This is a genomic window from Vibrio sp. L85 (assembly GCF_963871815.1).
Lineage (GTDB): Bacteria > Pseudomonadota > Gammaproteobacteria > Enterobacterales > Vibrionaceae > Vibrio > Vibrio harveyi.
In genome coordinates, this window is sequence record NZ_CAWMYL010000244.1 from 364,070 (window position 1) to 380,800 (window position 16,731).

Annotated in this window: 15 protein-coding genes; 7 read left to right on the top strand and 8 right to left on the bottom strand. The window is 45.4% G+C overall.

What is annotated here, in order from left to right; all coding sequences use genetic code 11:
- Window positions 1-2 precede the first annotated feature (2 nt).
- Both AACR11_RS25900 and AACR11_RS25905 read right to left on the bottom strand, forming a co-directional pair.
- On the bottom strand, window positions 3-671 hold the full coding sequence (locus AACR11_RS25900; protein WP_029790512.1) for a hypothetical protein: 669 nt from the start codon (window positions 669-671) through the stop codon (window positions 3-5).
- 84 nt (window positions 672-755) lie between these two features.
- Window positions 756-1,676 carry a LysR family transcriptional regulator gene (locus AACR11_RS25905; protein ID WP_029790511.1) on the bottom strand — a complete coding sequence of 307 codons (921 nt, stop codon included), beginning with the start codon at window positions 1,674-1,676 and terminating at the stop codon, window positions 756-758.
- A 119-nt stretch (window positions 1,677-1,795) separates the two neighbouring features.
- On the opposite strand from AACR11_RS25905, the gene AACR11_RS25910 reads away from it, so the two are divergent.
- From AACR11_RS25910 to rodA, 3 genes are all read left to right on the top strand, one after another.
- Window positions 1,796-2,845, top strand: a complete 1,050-nt coding sequence (locus AACR11_RS25910; protein ID WP_017818313.1) for an HlyD family secretion protein — start codon at window positions 1,796-1,798, stop codon at window positions 2,843-2,845.
- A 10-nt stretch (window positions 2,846-2,855) separates the two neighbouring features.
- Window positions 2,856-3,866, top strand: a complete 1,011-nt coding sequence (locus AACR11_RS25915; protein ID WP_005448864.1) for a DUF2955 domain-containing protein — start codon at window positions 2,856-2,858, stop codon at window positions 3,864-3,866.
- 304 nt (window positions 3,867-4,170) lie between these two features.
- Window positions 4,171-5,253, top strand: a complete 1,083-nt coding sequence (rodA, locus tag AACR11_RS25920) for a rod shape-determining protein RodA (protein ID WP_005428884.1) — start codon at window positions 4,171-4,173, stop codon at window positions 5,251-5,253.
- An 82-nt stretch (window positions 5,254-5,335) separates the two neighbouring features.
- On the opposite strand, the gene AACR11_RS25925 is transcribed toward rodA, so the two are convergent.
- From AACR11_RS25925 to AACR11_RS25935, 3 genes are all read right to left on the bottom strand, one after another.
- On the bottom strand, window positions 5,336-6,052 hold the full coding sequence (locus AACR11_RS25925) for a YebC/PmpR family DNA-binding transcriptional regulator (protein ID WP_005435878.1): 717 nt from the start codon (window positions 6,050-6,052) through the stop codon (window positions 5,336-5,338).
- A 133-nt stretch (window positions 6,053-6,185) separates the two neighbouring features.
- The gene (locus AACR11_RS25930; RefSeq protein ID WP_005435877.1) at window positions 6,186-6,395 is read right to left on the bottom strand and encodes a DUF3283 family protein; all 210 of its coding nucleotides are present in this window, start codon (window positions 6,393-6,395) and stop codon (window positions 6,186-6,188) included.
- Window positions 6,396-6,489: 94 nt separating this feature from the next.
- Window positions 6,490-8,415 (bottom strand): ATP-binding protein, encoded by a 1,926-nt coding sequence (locus AACR11_RS25935; RefSeq protein WP_029790510.1) that lies wholly within the window; start codon window positions 8,413-8,415, stop codon window positions 6,490-6,492.
- 68 nt (window positions 8,416-8,483) lie between these two features.
- On the opposite strand from AACR11_RS25935, the gene AACR11_RS25940 reads away from it, so the two are divergent.
- Entirely contained in the window at window positions 8,484-9,239 is a 756-nt protein-coding gene (locus AACR11_RS25940) for a substrate-binding periplasmic protein (RefSeq protein WP_005448846.1), read from the top strand.
- A gap of 77 nt (window positions 9,240-9,316) precedes the next feature.
- Here the strand turns inward: AACR11_RS25940 and ribA are convergent, their stop codons facing one another.
- Together ribA and AACR11_RS25950 are read right to left on the bottom strand one after the other, a co-directional pair.
- Window positions 9,317-10,375 (bottom strand): GTP cyclohydrolase II, encoded by a 1,059-nt coding sequence (gene ribA / locus AACR11_RS25945; protein ID WP_079325250.1) that lies wholly within the window; start codon window positions 10,373-10,375, stop codon window positions 9,317-9,319.
- Between the two features lie 166 nt (window positions 10,376-10,541).
- The gene (locus AACR11_RS25950; RefSeq protein ID WP_005448843.1) at window positions 10,542-10,739 is read right to left on the bottom strand and encodes a PA3496 family putative envelope integrity protein; all 198 of its coding nucleotides are present in this window, start codon (window positions 10,737-10,739) and stop codon (window positions 10,542-10,544) included.
- Between the two features lie 361 nt (window positions 10,740-11,100).
- Between AACR11_RS25950 and AACR11_RS25955 the strand changes: the two genes are divergently transcribed.
- From AACR11_RS25955 to AACR11_RS25965, 3 genes are read left to right on the top strand one after another with little or no spacing between them, the layout of a single operon-like run.
- On the top strand, window positions 11,101-11,955 hold the full coding sequence (locus AACR11_RS25955; protein ID WP_005448842.1) for an ABC transporter ATP-binding protein: 855 nt from the start codon (window positions 11,101-11,103) through the stop codon (window positions 11,953-11,955).
- Window positions 11,952-12,884 (top strand): ATP-binding cassette domain-containing protein, encoded by a 933-nt coding sequence (locus AACR11_RS25960; protein ID WP_029790507.1) that lies wholly within the window; start codon window positions 11,952-11,954, stop codon window positions 12,882-12,884. The genes AACR11_RS25955 and AACR11_RS25960 overlap by 4 nt, the downstream gene beginning before the upstream one ends.
- Window positions 12,884-13,351, top strand: coding sequence for a hypothetical protein (locus tag AACR11_RS25965; protein WP_005448840.1), 468 nt, complete (start codon window positions 12,884-12,886; stop codon window positions 13,349-13,351). Before AACR11_RS25960 ends, AACR11_RS25965 begins: the two co-directional genes overlap by 1 nt.
- 323 nt (window positions 13,352-13,674) lie before the next feature.
- Here AACR11_RS25965 and AACR11_RS25970 read toward each other — a convergent pair whose 3' ends face one another.
- On the bottom strand, window positions 13,675-15,645 hold the full coding sequence (locus AACR11_RS25970; protein WP_029790506.1) for a replication initiator protein RctB domain-containing protein: 1,971 nt from the start codon (window positions 15,643-15,645) through the stop codon (window positions 13,675-13,677).
- Window positions 15,646-16,731: the final 1,086 nt, after the last annotated feature.

Genomic DNA, 16,731 nt, shown 5'->3' on the forward strand with positions numbered 1-16,731 from the left:
CCCTAATATTTCGCTAGCAGCGCTTTCGCGGTTTGCGTTTCTAAATTGCTGTCACCCAACTGCTCCATTTGCGCTAACCATATTTTGGCTTGTTGAACGTCTTCAGCGCGCAGCGCTGCTTCAATGGCATAACGGTAAATCCATGAAGTAGCCGCAAAAGGTTGCTGACTAAAACTCGGTTCATCGAGCAGAGAAAGGTACAGCTCGTAGCCACGCTCAAAGTGGTTGAACATGTCAGGTAGAGAGGTAAACGTAGTGGCTGCCATGGCGGTGGCTAGTTGGTATTCCGGCAAACCTTGTAAACGTTGTTGCTCTTGCAGTGGAACTGGCTGATTCGCCATTAAATCCAAACCTTTTTGGATTGTCGCAAGACCACGCTCGGTGAACTTCATCTTGTTCCAAGGCATAAACGCCTCACGACCTTGCAACGTCTCTGCACTGCCTAAATACACCAAAGTCACCGGCGTTGCGCCCTGCTCTTCGAGTTGTTTAGATAATTCGCCGTAAACGGTATCAACTAAGCCAGAGTCACCTTGCGCTGCTTGGTTGAATTGACTGAGTGTGCGCTCGCTTGGATTAGCCAGAGCCAGATTGCTGCTAAGTGCAAATGCGGCGATAAACGTACTTACCAGTTTAAGAGCTTTGATTGAGCGAGATTGAGAAACCATCATGTACTGTCCTTAGTTGAACGTGATTTGATGGTTTCAGATTAAGGGAGAAGATCGCACGCTGCTTTTGCATGCGACCAATGGCAGTTATGCGGAGTGAATGGTATTGAGAGAGGATGAATGGTTTTGCGTTTCGGCAGCCTGCAATATCGCCTCAATCATTAAGCTGAGAGCCTTAGGCTGGTAGTTGCGTTGACGATAAACCAAATAGGCTTGACGATCCCCACGGCTGTAGGATTGCGCGACTTGCACCAGATTCAGCTCAGGTTTCGCATGACGAATGGGAATCGAGGCGATCCCCAAGCCGTTTTCCACCGCTTTGATCACTGCAGTTATGTCATTGACCACCAAGCGCGGCTTGCAGTTGAGCATGTCCACCAGCTTGTCTTGCTGATAGATAGGCACTTGTGTGGTGTGTGTGCTGGCTACCCAGTCTTGCTTGGCTAAATCTTGTAAGGTTTCAATATTGCCACCCGCTTGCGCTAAGTACTCTGGGCTAACAAAGAAAGCGTGCTCTACTTTAAACAACGGGCGCGCGATCATATCGTCCAAACCATCCAAATCGAACGTCACCACCAGATCGCGATCGGTTTCTGGAATCGAATTCACTTGGCTAAGCAATAGATCAATAGTCACTTTTGGATAGGTTTTGATGTAGTCCTCAACCACCTTGTCAACCAAGTCATTGTAAAAGCGGCTTGGCATCACCAGTCGGATTCGCCCCTCCACTTCTTGGCTTTGCTGATTGAGCTGCAAGATGCCGGATTCAATCTGCGCCATCGCACTGCTGAGCTGGTCAAACGCCTGTAAGCCTGTCTCGGTTGCCACCAACTCACGTCCTTTCTTCTCCAGCAACCTCAGCCCTAGACGCGCTTCCAGCGCCGATAAACGACGAGACATAGTAGAGACCGGCAGTTCGAGCTTTTTCGCCGCCGCGAGCAGAGAGCCTTGCTCAACCACTGAGCAAAACAGGTACAGATCATCAACGTTTCCAAATATGGAATTCATACTTCTTCCATTGGTTATTTTTTCCAATTTTAGATGAGTATAACCTAGCCCACGTAGAAAAGAGACCCGAATATGCCGTGAACGCGGCGCGTAATAACGAATGAATACTAGGTACAGACGTGAAAGAAAATTTTTATAAATACGCGATATACACTGTTTTTTCAGCGGCTGCTTTGTTCTCCGCTTTTTTAGTCACCTCAGACAATGTTTCCCCTTTCACCACCCAAGCGACACTGCATCGTAATGTCGCAACCATTGCGCCGGAGGTATCTGGTGTGATTACGGATGTGATGGTGAATAACGGTGAATTGGTTGAAAAAGGTCAGCCACTGTTTGCTATCGATGCCAGCAGCTACCAATTGAAAGTGGCACAAGCCAAAGCCGAACTGCGCCAAGCACGTGAATCAGATTCCGCGAAATGGCAACAATTGGCAGCAGCGAAACAAACCCAAAGCCAACGCGAGTTCGAATACCACAACGCGAAGCAAAAACTGACGCGTAACCAAAAACTGCGCAATAAAGGGCTGGCTACTGAGCAAGAGCTGGATGACGCGATCACCAATACACAAGTCGCCAGCAGCGCGGTTGAAGCAGCGAACGCAGAAGTGAAACGCATTGAGGCAGAGCTTTCTACTCAAGACCGCACAGCGGCTATTGAATTGGCAGAAGCAAAACTTGCCAGTGCGGAGCTCGACTTAAGCCATACCCAAATCGTGGCGCAAACTGAAGGCGTGGTAACGAACTTGCAACTGCAATCAGGCAGCTACATCACACAAGGCACAGCTTCGTTGCTGCTGGTGGACGAAGCTCATGCGTGGATCAGTGCGGACTTCAACGAAAAAGGCATTGATAAGCTAACTAATGGTCGCGAAGTGTTGGTGTCCTTCGATGCGCTACCAGGCAAAGTATTTACTGGTGAAGTCAGCAGCCAAGAGCGTGCGATTTACGATACCAACAATGCTAATGGGCAGCTTTCTAGCGTGACCAATGATACTCGTTGGATCCGTGAGCAACAGAAAGTGCGTACTCGCATTACAGTTAACGAGTTGGATCCTTCTATGATTTCTGGTTCACGAGCAAGTGTGATCGTTGAAAGCGGTAATCCAATCATGGATGTCATTGGCTCAGCTTGGATTCACTTGGTAGCGATGTTCCGCTACATCTACTAAGGGGTGAACCATGTGGACCTTCGAAAGCCTGTTTCAAAGTCGTTCTGAGCGTAATGAAGCACTGCGTGTCGCCCTTACTGTGACAATTTGTATGGTGCTGGGCAAACTGCTGAACCTTGATTCTCCAGTTTATCTGGCGCTGTACCCAACCATCATCATGACCAAGAACAAAGACTATTCTTGGCTTGGTCTGCTTCGCACCTTGCTACCTACGTTATTAGCAGCAAGTGCAGCATTAGTGGTAACTGAAGTGTTTTCGCAGCATCCGTTTGTGGTGTGGACCATTAGCTTGTTCTTCTTCGACTTTATGCGCCGCAGAGCGACCACGCCGCCGAAGAAAGGTCAGATGCTAATGCCAACCTTCAACTGGATTCTGATTGTGGTGTTTGCTCAGCATACCACCATGGACATGCCAATGCGCATTCATGAAATCCTGCTATCGATGCTGATTACCATGGTCGTCGCAAAAACCATGGTGACTCTGTTCCCTGTTGAACGTGGCGGCAAACCACCAGCATTTGAAGAAGAGCCTGTTACGTTTGAGAACCGAGCGATTTCACTCGCGTTGATTGGTCTTGGTGTGGCGTTCTTAATGATTGTCGACATCATCTCAGCAACGTTTTGTTTGGTGCCAGTGATTGCCGCAGCAACGCAAACCACACACAAAAGCTTTATCGACGTGGTTGACCGCCGTTTTCAAACTCAGGTGGGCGGCTGTGCATTAGCTGTAGTGTTCACCTTGTTGATGGCTGGGCATCAATCCACGTTCGGTTACTACACCATCGTATTGGGTCTGCTTGCCTTTATGATTACCGCATCAATGGCAAAAGCAAAAGGTCCAGCCAAAGACGTTCATGCTGATGCATTATTGGCGACCATGCTGCCGATTCAGCTGTACATGACCAGCAGCGAACTGGGCTTGGAAAGCACCTTCCTCCGAGCTTGGGAGCTTACCGTGACTTTGTTTGTGCTGTGGGCGTTGTACCATTTCACGCACAAGCCAGAAAAAGCCCAAGCCTAATCATGCCATCGCCTTAAGTGCTCAATACTTAAGGTGATTCTGCTCATTTCATTGCGCTGTCTGTACCAATTTCCATTTCAACCTTATAAAAAGTGTGGCGCAAAACCTCAGCCTGGTGTATTTATCCTTCCCACGACTTTCCAGGTCAGCTTACCCATAACAGGCGGCGTCGCACACTCCTCTCTTGCACACCTTTGCGTGGTGTCTGTTATTTCCAAATTGGATTCTTAGCATCGGAATAGTTTGAGCTCGCAGAGTTCTGGTTGTTTTCGCCCCGCGTTGGGGCGTTTTTAGGTTGTAGAAAATGAACAAGCGTTTCTTCCCTAGGATTGATTTGCCACTCTTGATGGCGATCATTCCGATCATGCTATTGAGTTCGCTCACTCTATGGAGTGCCAGTGGATTCAATGAAGCTATGCTCTTTAAACACCTCGCTCGATGCGGTTTGACGCTGGTGTGTATTTTGGTCATGTCGTCGATTCCAGCGTCCAGTTATCAACGTTCAGCGCCTTATTTGTATCTGGTTGCGGTTTCTCTCTTGGCAGCCGTTGCCCTGTTTGGCGATAGTACCAATGGCTCGCAGCGTTGGCTCGATATCGGCTTCTTCCGCTTTCAACCCTCTGAGCTGATCAAGCTCTCCATTCCCATTATGATTGCGTGGATGCTGCATCTAGAAGGTGGGCGACCAGACATTCGCAAAATTGCTTTCTGTTTGCTGATCACCTTTGTCCCTGCGGGCTTAATTGCCTTACAACCTGACTTGGACGGCGCTATCTTCACTGTGATTTACGCGTTGTTTGTGCTGTTCTTTGCAGGCATGAGCTGGAAGATCATTGGCGGCTTTTTGGTGAGTATTCTTACGCTGGCACCAATACTCTGGTTCTTTGTGATGGAAGCGTATCAGAAGAGCCGTGTAACGCAGTTTTTGCACCCTGAATCGGATCCACTGGGTTCGGGCTACCAAATCATCCAATCGTTGATTGCGATTGGTTCTGGCGGCATGAAAGGCAAAGGCTGGATGAATGCCACTCAAGGTACACTAGGCTTTATCCCTGAAAGCCATACTGACTTTATCTTCTCGACCTACGCAGAAGAATGGGGCTTTATTGGTTGTGTGGTGTTGTTGGCGCTGTACTTGTTTATTACGGCACGTGTGATGCTGCTGGCATGCCAATCTGAGCACTTCTTCAGTCGTCTGGTAAGTGGTGCGTTAGCGATGAGCTTCTTCCTTTACGCCTTCATCAACACCGGCATGGTAAGTGGCTTGTTGCCAGTAATGGGTAGCCCATTGCCGTTCTTTAGCTACGGTGGTACGGCGATGCTGACTCAAGGCATCTGTTTTGGTGTGATCATGTCGCTGTGTTATTCCAAATACCGAAACACCTAAACGCTAGTCACAATAGAAAAGACAAACAACACGATCAAAAAGGCTTCCCTCGGGAAGCCTTTTTTACAACTGGGAAACCGAATTATAGTTCGCCGTTGTGGTATACCTGTTGAACGTCGTCACAGTCATCTAGAAGGTCTAGGAACTTCTGGAATTTCTCTGCGTCTTCGCCTGTTACTGGCGTGTTCGTTTGCGGTACGAATGTGATTTCTTCAACGTCGATCGTTAGATCTGGGAATGCAGCGTTAAGCGCAGTTTTTGTTTTGAAGAACTCAGTGTGAGGTGCGAATACAGTGATAACACCATCTTCTAGCTCAACGTCAGTAACGTCTACGTCTTCCATCATTAGCGTTTCTAGGATGATTTCATCATCTTCGCCTTTGAACTGGAATACCGCTTGGTGATCGAACATGTGAGAAACAGAACCTTCAACACCAATTTTCGCACCTACTTTAACAAAGCATTGGCGAACGTCTTGGAATGTACGGTTACCGTTGTCTGTTAGACAGTCTACGATCACGCTTGTGCCACCAGGGCCAAAGCCTTCGTAACGTGCTGGAGTGTAGTCTTCACCACCGCCGCCGTTCGCTTTGTCGATCGCTTTATCGATAACGTGTGCAGGAACTTGGTCTTTTTTCGCTTTTGCGATCAGGTGCTTCAGAGACAAGTTCATGTCTGGATCACCACCACCGTTTTTCGCGCACATGTAAATTTCTTTACCGTATTTGGAATAAACTTTAATTTTTGCGCCTGCAGTTTTCGCCATTGAGGCTTTGCGCACTTCAAAACTTCTTCCCATCGGGATGTCTCTCTAAATTCAAATTTAATGCGAAGGATTTTAGCAAAGAGTGAAGATTTTACCTTTCACCTTGCAAAGGAATGGGGAGGAAACCTCATTCGCCGCTACGGTTTACACCAGAGCCACGCTCGCTTTATGCGACACCCATTACTCGTTTGTACTTATCGATTGCCTGTTGAAAAAACACTTTCTCATCAGCGTCGTTAATCTTAGACAACTCTTCTTCTATCGCTTCAGGACCAGATTTCGCTTCTTTAAGCTTCCAAACCAAAAACGATGCTTGCTTATCAAGTTCGATTTTGTTTTTCTCGTCAGGCGGCAACAGGGATAGATTGAACGACATTCACAGCCTCAAGGTACTTTAATAAATACTAGCCGCGCACTATAGCACACAGATTTGACTTTTAAGAAGTGAAACGCACTTTCCTTGATCAATTTCAAGTTGCTTCCTTGGGATTCGATCGGGTTTGCAATGAATCAGGAAGATATTGCTCAAAAATTTGCTGCAAACGCTCCTTGGTAACCGGTTTGGCAACAAACTCATTCATGCCAACATCAAAACAACGCTGTTGATCTTCTTTAATCACATTGGCGCTCAACGCTATGATCGGCACTTGCTGACCCCACTCGCCCATCTTGCGAATGTTTTCAGTGGCAATAAATCCATCCATCACTGGCATTTGACAGTCCATCAATATCAAATCGAATTTATGCGCTTGGCATTGCTGGAGCGCTTCTTCACCGTGTTCGGCAACATTCACCTGCATTCCGAGTTTTTCTAGCATCATGCGTACCACTTTCTGGTTCACTGCCGTGTCTTCCACCACCAGAATCCAAGGTTTCCCCTCGTCTTTGGCTGAGTTAATACACTCAGAAGTGATGGCATTACTCTCACCATTCGGAAAATCGAACACATTTGGTGTCTGAGGAGAAATAGCCTTTTCACTGACGATATTGAGTGGAATAGTAAATTCAAAACAACTGCCTAGACCGGGTTCACTGGTCAGACGGATTTCTCCGCCCATCACTTCGACCAAACTACTGCAAATCGCTAAACCCAAACCAGTACCGCCGTACTTACGAGTGGTACTGCCATCAGCTTGCTGAAACTTCTCAAACACCGCTTGTTGGTTCTCTTTGGCAATCCCAATACCCGAGTCCACAACACGAAAATGCACGCTGGCAACCCCCTCTTCTCGGCTCACCTGCGACACCATTAACTTAACATGCCCGCGCTCTGTGAACTTCACCGCGTTACTGAGCAGATTGCTTAACACTTGTTTGAGTCTGCCAACATCCCCTTCGACTTCTAAAGGTAACTGAGGGTCGATATCACAAACCAGTTGAAGACCTTTTTGTTGAGCTTTGACAGTATGAAGACGCCCGACCTCGTGAAGTAAATCGAGTAGATTGTAGGTCGTGGTTTCTAACTCAATCTTACCCGCTTCAATTTTGGAAAAGTCGAGGATGTCGTCGATGATGACCATCAACGAGTTGGAAGAGCTGTTAATGATAGAAACGAAATCTTTTTGTTGATCATCGAGTTTGGTATCTCCGAGCAACGAAGCGATACCGATAATCCCGTTCATTGGCGTACGAATTTCATGGCTCATGGTGGCAAGAAATTCGCTTTTCTTACGGTTTGCCACTTCAGCTTTGTCACGCGCCTCTTCGATTTCAGCTTGGTGCTCTTTCACACGCTCAACACTTCGGTTGTATTTGCGTTCCAACAAACTCACTTCATCAAAGAACCAACGTTTTGGCAATGTCACTTTACTAGGTACATGACCGCCACTGAAATCGCTCACCGCACCGGAGAGCAACTCTAGTGGTTTCACCATCAAACGAAATGCCACCCATAAAACACCAATGATGAGTAAGAAGATCTTGATCGCTTCCGCGATCACGAGAAAAAAGAAGGTTTGCCATAACCCTTGATAGATCGGGCTAAGATCTGATTGCACCGTCACTTCGGCGAGATCATAAATTTTCGTCCCCATTTCGTATTTCAACGGCCATTGACGCTCGATCCGATCTTCCGTTAATGCGCTACCTAGTTCGAAGATCACTTCATCCGGTGTCGCGATTCTTAGATAGTCCACAGAGGGTAGGCGCATTGCGCCTTCAGCCTGAGTGCGTAACAGTTCTCTATCTTCAACCCACAAACTGGCAGAGAAACTGGACAGGTAGCTGGTTTTTACCTGTTCAAGTTCTACATCTAAGCGAGCGAGATCATCGTTGAAATCACGATAAAGGCTGATCGAAGAGATGATCACGGTAAAGATTAAACTCAACGCAAAAATCGCCAGCATCAATTGATTTCCGATACTAAATCGGCGTTGAGCTCGCTCTTTTATCCCCATATGAAATCGCTCCCTTAAACTTGCGCTACTATAAATATAGTCACGTCACGACAATAATCGAGGTTAGGATGAAAGGACTCTTACGTACATTAGGCTTTAGTTTTATGGCCTTAAGCTCATACTCTATGGCAAGCGAAGTGAATTATTACGTAATTGCTGAGCAAGCCCGCCCATTTCAAATAGAGCAGCAAGGAGAGCAACACTCTGGAATTGTGACTGATATCGTCAGTGCCATCTTTGCAGAATCCGATTACGAAGTGAAATACCACACCTACCCATTCAAGCGCATGATTTCGGTACTCGAAGCGGGCGGCGAGGAAAACTGGGTCACTTATGGCAGCCCGAATTGGGGGAAAGTGCAATCGGAAAACCTCTCTGAACAGCCTATTTACACTGTAAAACACGTACTCGTGTCCAGCAGCAAAGCGCCATTCAAATTTAGCGATATGCAGCATATGCAAGGTCGTTCTATCGTACTACTGCTTGGCTTCGATTATCCTAACCTTAGCCCATTCTTTGAAAACGGCACCGTCAGTGAAATGCGCGTCAAAGACTACGACGCTGCTTATCGCGTTCTGCAACGAACTCCTGGTGATACCGCCTTCGTCGAAATGGAATCGCGCGTGGTATACAACATCAAACGCCTAGAGTTGCCAATGGGAGACTTCCAGATCCAATCTTTCAGTTCAATCATCCCTGACTACTCCATCTATTTGGCTTTCTCTCCAGAGATGAATCCAAAAGTACAGAGCTTCATCAATAAACGCTTAGCGGAGCTTAAAAATTCAGGAAAAATCGACGACATCATCAAAAAATACATCTAGTCACTCACGCCTTAGCATTCATAAAAAACCGCCAGCTTGGATAAGCCAGCGGTTTTATTTTTATTTCATCTCTGCAACTAATCTTGTTCAACAAATTTGGGGTCAAACATGTGGCCGAGCTTATTGGCTTTGGTTTGCAGATAATGTTGGTTATGCGGGTTATTGCCCTCTTGCAGTGGCACTCTTTCTATCACGTTGATGTTCACCTTCTTCAGCGCTGCAAGCTTACGTGGATTGTTGGTCATCAAACGTACTTCATCGATTCCAAGATGCTCCAGCATCCCTCTGCAAAACGCGTAGTCACGCATATCTGCGGCAAAGCCAAGACGTTCATTGGCTTCGACCGTGTCTGCGCCTTCGTCTTGCAAGTGATACGCACGAATCTTGTTGATTAAGCCAATCCCCCTGCCCTCTTGGCGCAGATAAAGCAGCACACCGCAGCCTTCTTCGACAATGTTTTGCAATGCACGGTTAAGCTGGAAGCCGCAATCACAACGCGTACTGAACAGCGCATCACCAGTTAAGCATTCTGAATGCAGGCGAATCAGCGGCGCTTTACTGTTTTCAGGGTCGCCATACACCAAGGCGAGATGTTCTTTTCCTGTCGCGTTCTCGATAAAACCATGCATGATAAACGTGCCCCATTGAGTTGGCAGTTTGGCTTTATCGACAAAGCGAACCAGACTATATGGCTCTACATGTTTTAGTTCAGCACGTACGTTCATCAGAATCTCCCCTAAATAGTTTTCACCAGAGCCATCACCGCCATCGCCCCAGAAGGCATCTTTGTGCGAATGTTCGGTAAGACAGGCGTTTCCTGTCTGCATCAACTGTTGGGCTAACAGTGGGTTTTGCAGAAACTTCTCACGGACGATAAACGCCATTACGGAGAGTTTGTCGTCGTCCCAATCTTCACGGACGAGATGTTGATATTTGCGGCTTAAAGCAAAGGCTTCGTCGGGGCTTTTCGCTAAGAGGATTTTGTTTTGCAGTTTGAGGTCACTGAATTTTTGAGCTTGATAATAATGTTCGCTGGTGGGCCAAGATTGGGTGGAAACTTTGATTGGAGCTTGGCAAAAGTTGGAGAGAAAACCGTGGGATTCATCGGGCTCATAGAAAAGGATCTGATCAACCATAATCGTACTCCTGACGTTGCTGTTTAATAGTCAACAAAAAGCATATTGCTATTGATATAAGCTTTAGTAACGCAGGGTAAGAAAGTCAAATAATTGGTTGTAAATCAGAAAAATGAAAAGGGCAGCCCTATGACTACCCCATGGTTTTTATACCGCAGTGTGAGAATTAGTGAATTAAGCCAAGTTCCCTTGCTTCTTCGATGCTCAAGCCGCTTTCACGGATTTCTCGAAGTGCTTCAATACGACGTCTTGCTTCGGCAGACTTCACGGTTTTCTCGGGTCTCACAACGGCTTCTTCTTCTGGGAGTTCCCATTTGTGAGCGATGTTGCTCATCTCTTCATGGTCGATAGAATTAATGGACATATTTCCTCCGAACACACCATGTTTTCGATGGGTAATCTATAGCAAACCCCCAATGCAGAGGTAAGAAAAACAGTAGGGAAATGTGACCCCTTTCGACCTTTCATCAACTCTTTAATAGATTCATCATTTAGTTTTTGCAAACCACGTTTTTAGCGTTTAGATTTGAAGAATTCCCCCTACGAAAAGTGAGCTGATCCAGCTCTCATTTTTCCCTCATAAATTCACACTTCCATAACGGAAAAAAATCTTTTTATTACACTCAACTTTCGAGTCACTTCACTGATTAGACGGTTTTATCTTTCGCAAACCTTACACACCTGATAATGATAATAATTATCTTTTGTATTGGTAAGGTGTAATTATGAGTGAACTTAACCTGAACCAGGCATTCCACTCTGATCCTGTTATTCAGATCAGAGACTTATGCGTGGACTACATCACTGATAACGGTGACTTCAATGCTGTTAAATCAGTGAGCTTTGATATTGGCAAGGGCGAAATATTTGGTCTGGCTGGAGAATCTGGCTGTGGCAAAAGTACCATTGCTTTCTCTATCAACCGCCTACACAAGCCGCCCGCGTTTATCTCTGGTGGACAAATTCTATTTGAAGGCAGAGACATCCTTCGCCTACCTGATAATGAGCTAAATACGCTACGCTGGAGCGAGATTGCGATGGTGTTCCAAAGTGCCATGAACTCGCTGAATCCGGTACTCACGGTTCAGGAACAATTTGCCGACGTATTACGCCACCACAAAGGGTTAACCAACGAGCAAGCCAAAGACCGCGCAGAGAAGCTTCTCGACTTGGTCAACATTCCGAGAAATCGTCTGGGAGAATACCCACACCAGTTCTCCGGAGGCATGCGTCAGCGCTTGGTGATCGCAATAGCCTTATCCCTCAACCCAAAGCTGATCATCATGGATGAGCCAACCACAGCACTTGATGTAGTGGTTCAACGCGAAATCTTGCAGCAAATCTATCAGTTGCGTGACGAATTTGGTTTCTCTGTGCTCTTTATTACCCACGATTTAGCGCTCATGAGCCAATTGTGCGACCGCATTGCCATCATGCGCCACGGCAAGATTGTCGAAGTGAATAGTTCATACGAAATCCGCAATCATCCTCAACACGAATACACCCAAAAGCTTTGGGCTTCATTCCCAAATATCCACGATGTACACAAACAACCGCAAACGGAAGGAGCGCTAGCATGAGTGAACCGATCATCCAAATGAAAAACGTGATCAAGGAATTCAAAGTCGGTGGTGGTTTTGCCAAAGAAGAAACCTTCCGCGCGCTTCAGGGCGTGAGTTTTGATCTTTATGCAGGAAAGACCCTTGCTCTGGTAGGCGAGTCTGGTTGTGGGAAAAGTACCTGCGCTCGATTAATTACCAAAGTGTATCCAGCCAGTGATGGTGAAATCCTATTTAACGGGAAAAACGTCAACGATATTACCGCTCGCGCTGAGATTCAGGATTATCGCAGCAAGGTCCAAATGGTGTTTCAAGACCCGTTTGGCTCTTTAAACCCAACCCATACTATTCGTCATCACTTAACTCGCCCACTGAAGATTCATAAGCAGGTGAAGAGTGACAAAGAAATCCCAGCCAAGCTACTAGAACTGCTGGATTTGGTCGAGCTGCCAGAGGAAACTCTGAACAAGTTCCCTCATGAACTTAGTGGCGGTCAACGTCAACGCGTCAATCTCGCGCGAGCTCTGGCGGTAGGCTCACAACTTATCCTTGCCGATGAGCCAACATCGATGCTGGATGTGTCGATTCGTTTGGGTGTGCTCAACCTAATGCAGCGCATGAAGAAAGAGCTTGGAATCGGATTTCTGTATATCACTCACGACCTTGCAACCGCACATTACATCGCCGAAGAAACCGCAGTAATGTACAAAGGACAGATCGTGGAGTGGGGAGACACTCAAGCGATCTTAAAGAACCCACAGCATCCGTACACTAAGTTGTTGATCTCTGCGGTGCCAGATCCTGATCTGCCGTTTGGCAACCTAGTGGAAAGTGAACCAAACTATTCAGTAGATGCCGATGAGATCCGTAATCGCAGCAGTGTTATCGTTGAAGAATTCGATCAAATCGGACCAAACCACTTTGTAAAACAATGGACTGAGGCAGCTTAATGAATTTGATGACCTGGCAAGATCATATTTCAGATTGGTACGATAATCGGAAGCATGATCAAGTAGAAAGATTAGAAGCGATCTTATATCAAGCACCTGTTTCTGTATTTGGTCCAGAATTAACGGACGAACAGAGTAAAGCCATCGCTTGTTGGCTAGATGGCTGCCTAAGAGTCTTTCAATACGCTAGGCATCAAGACCATAAAAAAGCGTTTCAAATCCTACAGTACACCAGTGCAAAGCTAGAACACGCGGCTTGCCAACCGATGACCGATCTTCTAATCAAGGATTGGTGCCTCAAACGATTGCAACATTTGACCGTTCTGGCGTTGGAGTTTTGCAATCAACAGCACGATCAAAATGAGTGGCAGCAACAAGCAAGCAGCTTGATCGAGTCACACGTTGCGTTGATGCGATCGTTAAATTGGAATGAAACTAGGAAGCATGATCAAGGATTACGTCATTAATCCGGAAAGATGATCAAGGTTGCTTGTTTGTTCCGAATGGATTTTGTGGATACAAAAGACAGGAATTTTAGATAAAAAAAAGCGAGTTTCTTGAGGAGAAACTCGCGAAGTCTATTCAGAATGAATGTAACAATATGAGCCAATCTATTAATCATCAGAAAGGACAAAAGGTTGTCTATTCGGGATAAATCTTAGTCTGCGCTCAGCGTTGCAATGTCAGTGGTTTGTAAGAGTTAAGTCTGATTTCCATCAGTGCAATTCATTGTTACATTCTGAATCAATTACTCATGCTTATCACTCGATAAGTATCCGCTTGGTTGATATCAGATCGCCATCTCATCAAGTGCTCTGAATACCATTTCATCCATATGACCTTCAAAGATCTGACGGCATACCTTACGACGGACAGCTAAGCCCGCAATCAAACGTTCAATGGTGAGATGTTTGACATCATTTTGGTTATTAAACAGTTCGACTGTCTTACTTAATGTCTCGTATGGAAGCGGTGCATCCCCTACTCTCAAGAAATCAAGCTTCTCAATGAAGTCAGAACACTCTTCTTTGATCGAGGCATACGAATGCCCTGTCATCGCCGATAAAGCCGTTATACTGCGTTCTAGAGCCTCTGGAGAGGTATATTTAGATAGAGTTATGGTTATCTCGTCAGCATTGATCTCTACCAAGTGCTTTTTCTGTTTCACTCGGCGACCTAAATTGCCACGTGGAGACGGGGCTTTACGCTGAATAGGCTCAAATTCGCCGTCTATGATACCTGAGAGCTCATCTAGCTGCTGCCTGGTCACCATCTCATTGCGAAGTGGGTTTGGCAGTGTAGGCGCCATATTGCGCTTTCCTGCGTTGGTTGTACGAGCACGAGAATAACGCAGCACCTCTTCCACATCGCATTTAATGTCGATTTGGTAATCCATCACCTTGTCGTTTTCGATCATCGCTTCGATCGTCAAGTGATATCCCCAAAGATTCACAACAAAATGATCATCGCTCCCAGCCCCTTCCGATAGTCGTTTTAATTCACGGATCAGATCCATGGAGAAACGACGCCACTCAATATTGCGCGCTAATTTCTGGTTCAATTCGCTCAGCAACATGCAGTCCGTATGTCTACGTACCATGCGGCTACGGAAGAATGAATACAGTTGGAACACCAAAGTGTGCTGCTTCAGAATTTCTGGTGGGAACAGGAAGAAATAATCTCGCGTAAGCAGTTCTTCGTAGAAGGATGGCTCCCAAACCAAGATATACAGATTTGGTTTAATACGAATTTCGCCATCAGCGCCTTCTGTTGGAGCCTCCTCCGATGCCGTGATAGTACGCGCTAAGAAACGGAAACGGTCACTCTTGAAGCCTTCAGGCATGTTCTCGCTAAGCCAACGCCCTGTCAGCTCATGCAATTGAAAATCGGTAAACTCGATACGATCGATGCTGTCACGAATGGAATCTCGTGCCGGACCGCTGTCTTTTTTGCCACGTAACGACAGAATATCAGTAATGTACAGAGGAGTTTTGTTTGGAACATGCGCCGCATCCATGTGGTACTGATCTTTGTGATGATCATGGTACTGCACCGTTAGAGTAAACAGAGCAAACAAAGTCATCAGATCATCTACCGTCATGATATTTTTAGACGATCGAGTTTCAATCACAGCTTTTGTGCCAGAGATCGACACCATGGATTTTTGATAACTTTTTCGAGTACGCGGTGGCGCGAGAGCTTGGTCGATGATCCCTGCCCAATTGGTTGGTGAAACAACAAATTGATCCGCTTCATCTTTCATCATCGGCGGAGTATTTAAACCATGTTCGTTCAGTAAACGTTTATTCACTTGAGTTTGTGCTAGGGCTTTAGAACGTTTTTGCTTTTCGTTTTGACGAACTTTTTCAGTTACTAAGCTGGTGGCACCTAAGGCTGAAATAAGTTGATTCGGGTTAACGAACTTATGCAGCATGGTTTTACCTGCGAGACCTTCTTCAAAACGCACTGGTGTTTGAGTAAACAAACCAATGTTAACGGCAGCACGCAGGCGCTGTTGTAATGCTGCTCTGGTCAATTGACCGTCTGTCGCTTCAACAATTTCAGTTGTAGATACCAAACCATCTTTGCTGGTGAACCCTCTTAAAGAGATCAGATTAAGTAACTCCAAGATGCTTTTGGTTACCCCTTTGAAGTGTTGGTATTGCTCTACCCAATCTGCAGAAGATTCGTGTACCTCAAAAAGGTGCCCATCCTTATGGCTTCTTGGCGCTTTAATCAGAATTTTTTCATCAGCCGTCATTTTAGATCCAGATCACACTAGCCGTAGTTTTGCTATGGTTCCGAAGGATAAAGAAAAACAGATCATAAATAAAGAAAAAATCTTGGGTTTTTAAATAACTGATCTTTCTGATTATTCTGATCTTAATTGATTATATGATCTAATGATCTGGAGATTTTTAGTGCTGTAAGCTTTTGTTTTATAATGATATTTAAAAGTTCATTAACGGAACTATGATCATGATTATATCGAAACGATGATCAACATGAGCCGGAAAGCATGATCACAAAACGTCGTAAGCATGATCATTAAGTTTCTGAAAAGATGATCAAAACAGCCTTGAAACGATGATCATGATGTTTGTACAACTTATCCACAGATCCTAGCGGTTCAAATGGAAAACTTTCGGTTTCTGCATATTGAAACATTGTCATTTTACACTCGGATCGATGATCAAGAGAGAGGTTTTTTACGTTCTGTTCATTGAGTTGGATATTATTTGCGCATGTGATGAAAACTTACTCTACTTTGCTGGTTGTGCCTCTTATTAATGATTAGCGTTAATTAAACGGAAGCATGATCATCAGATGAGTTTCTACATTTTGCATTCGCTTTGTTTTCATCGTTCCGTGATTTTATATTCGTTTTTGCCTCTATCCCCCTGTCTGTCTGCATTCTTCCGTAAATTAGCTTGAGAATTACATGCTTCCGAGTGGTTAATTCACTTGATCATTTTTCCGGTAAATTGATCCGTTTGAAATAACGAGCTGCAATGTAAATGATGCGTTGATTTCCTTGATCATGCTTTCGATTTTGGTGTGAGTACCGGAAGTATGATCAAGAACTCCCCTTGATCATACTTCCGCTTCATTTCACTTAAATATACGTTCTAACGTACTGGATGCATGATCAAGGTGTGGTTTTTTTCCATTTCTTTAAAGAGACACTGAAAATCATCCAACATAAGATTCATCTCACACTATCCGTAATTTAGCGTTGTTTTATAATCGTTCCGAGATTAATACTATTTACATTGTAAATAAGTGACAGTGTGACATTTTAAATCTAGTCGAGTTTAAAGCCTTTATTCGCAGGGTTTTGATTAAA

Coding starts and splice junctions, on each gene's coding strand:
- AACR11_RS25930 (WP_005435877.1), bottom strand. CDS start 6,395: ATGTCGTTCAATCTATCCCTGTTGCCGCCTGACGAGAAAAACAAAATC.
- AACR11_RS25925 (WP_005435878.1), bottom strand. CDS start 6,052: ATGGGAAGAAGTTTTGAAGTGCGCAAAGCCTCAATGGCGAAAACTGCA.
- ribA (WP_079325250.1), bottom strand. CDS start 10,375: ATGGTTGATCAGATCCTTTTCTATGAGCCCGATGAATCCCACGGTTTT.
- rodA (WP_005428884.1), top strand. CDS start 4,171: ATGAACAAGCGTTTCTTCCCTAGGATTGATTTGCCACTCTTGATGGCG.
- AACR11_RS25915 (WP_005448864.1), top strand. CDS start 2,856: ATGTGGACCTTCGAAAGCCTGTTTCAAAGTCGTTCTGAGCGTAATGAA.
- AACR11_RS25905 (WP_029790511.1), bottom strand. CDS start 1,676: ATGAATTCCATATTTGGAAACGTTGATGATCTGTACCTGTTTTGCTCA.
- AACR11_RS25970 (WP_029790506.1), bottom strand. CDS start 15,645: ATGACGGCTGATGAAAAAATTCTGATTAAAGCGCCAAGAAGCCATAAG.
- AACR11_RS25950 (WP_005448843.1), bottom strand. CDS start 10,739: ATGTCCATTAATTCTATCGACCATGAAGAGATGAGCAACATCGCTCAC.
- AACR11_RS25935 (WP_029790510.1), bottom strand. CDS start 8,415: ATGGGGATAAAAGAGCGAGCTCAACGCCGATTTAGTATCGGAAATCAA.
- AACR11_RS25900 (WP_029790512.1), bottom strand. CDS start 671: ATGATGGTTTCTCAATCTCGCTCAATCAAAGCTCTTAAACTGGTAAGT.
- AACR11_RS25960 (WP_029790507.1), top strand. CDS start 11,952: ATGAGTGAACCGATCATCCAAATGAAAAACGTGATCAAGGAATTCAAA.
- AACR11_RS25965 (WP_005448840.1), top strand. CDS start 12,884: ATGAATTTGATGACCTGGCAAGATCATATTTCAGATTGGTACGATAAT.
- AACR11_RS25955 (WP_005448842.1), top strand. CDS start 11,101: ATGAGTGAACTTAACCTGAACCAGGCATTCCACTCTGATCCTGTTATT.
- AACR11_RS25940 (WP_005448846.1), top strand. CDS start 8,484: ATGAAAGGACTCTTACGTACATTAGGCTTTAGTTTTATGGCCTTAAGC.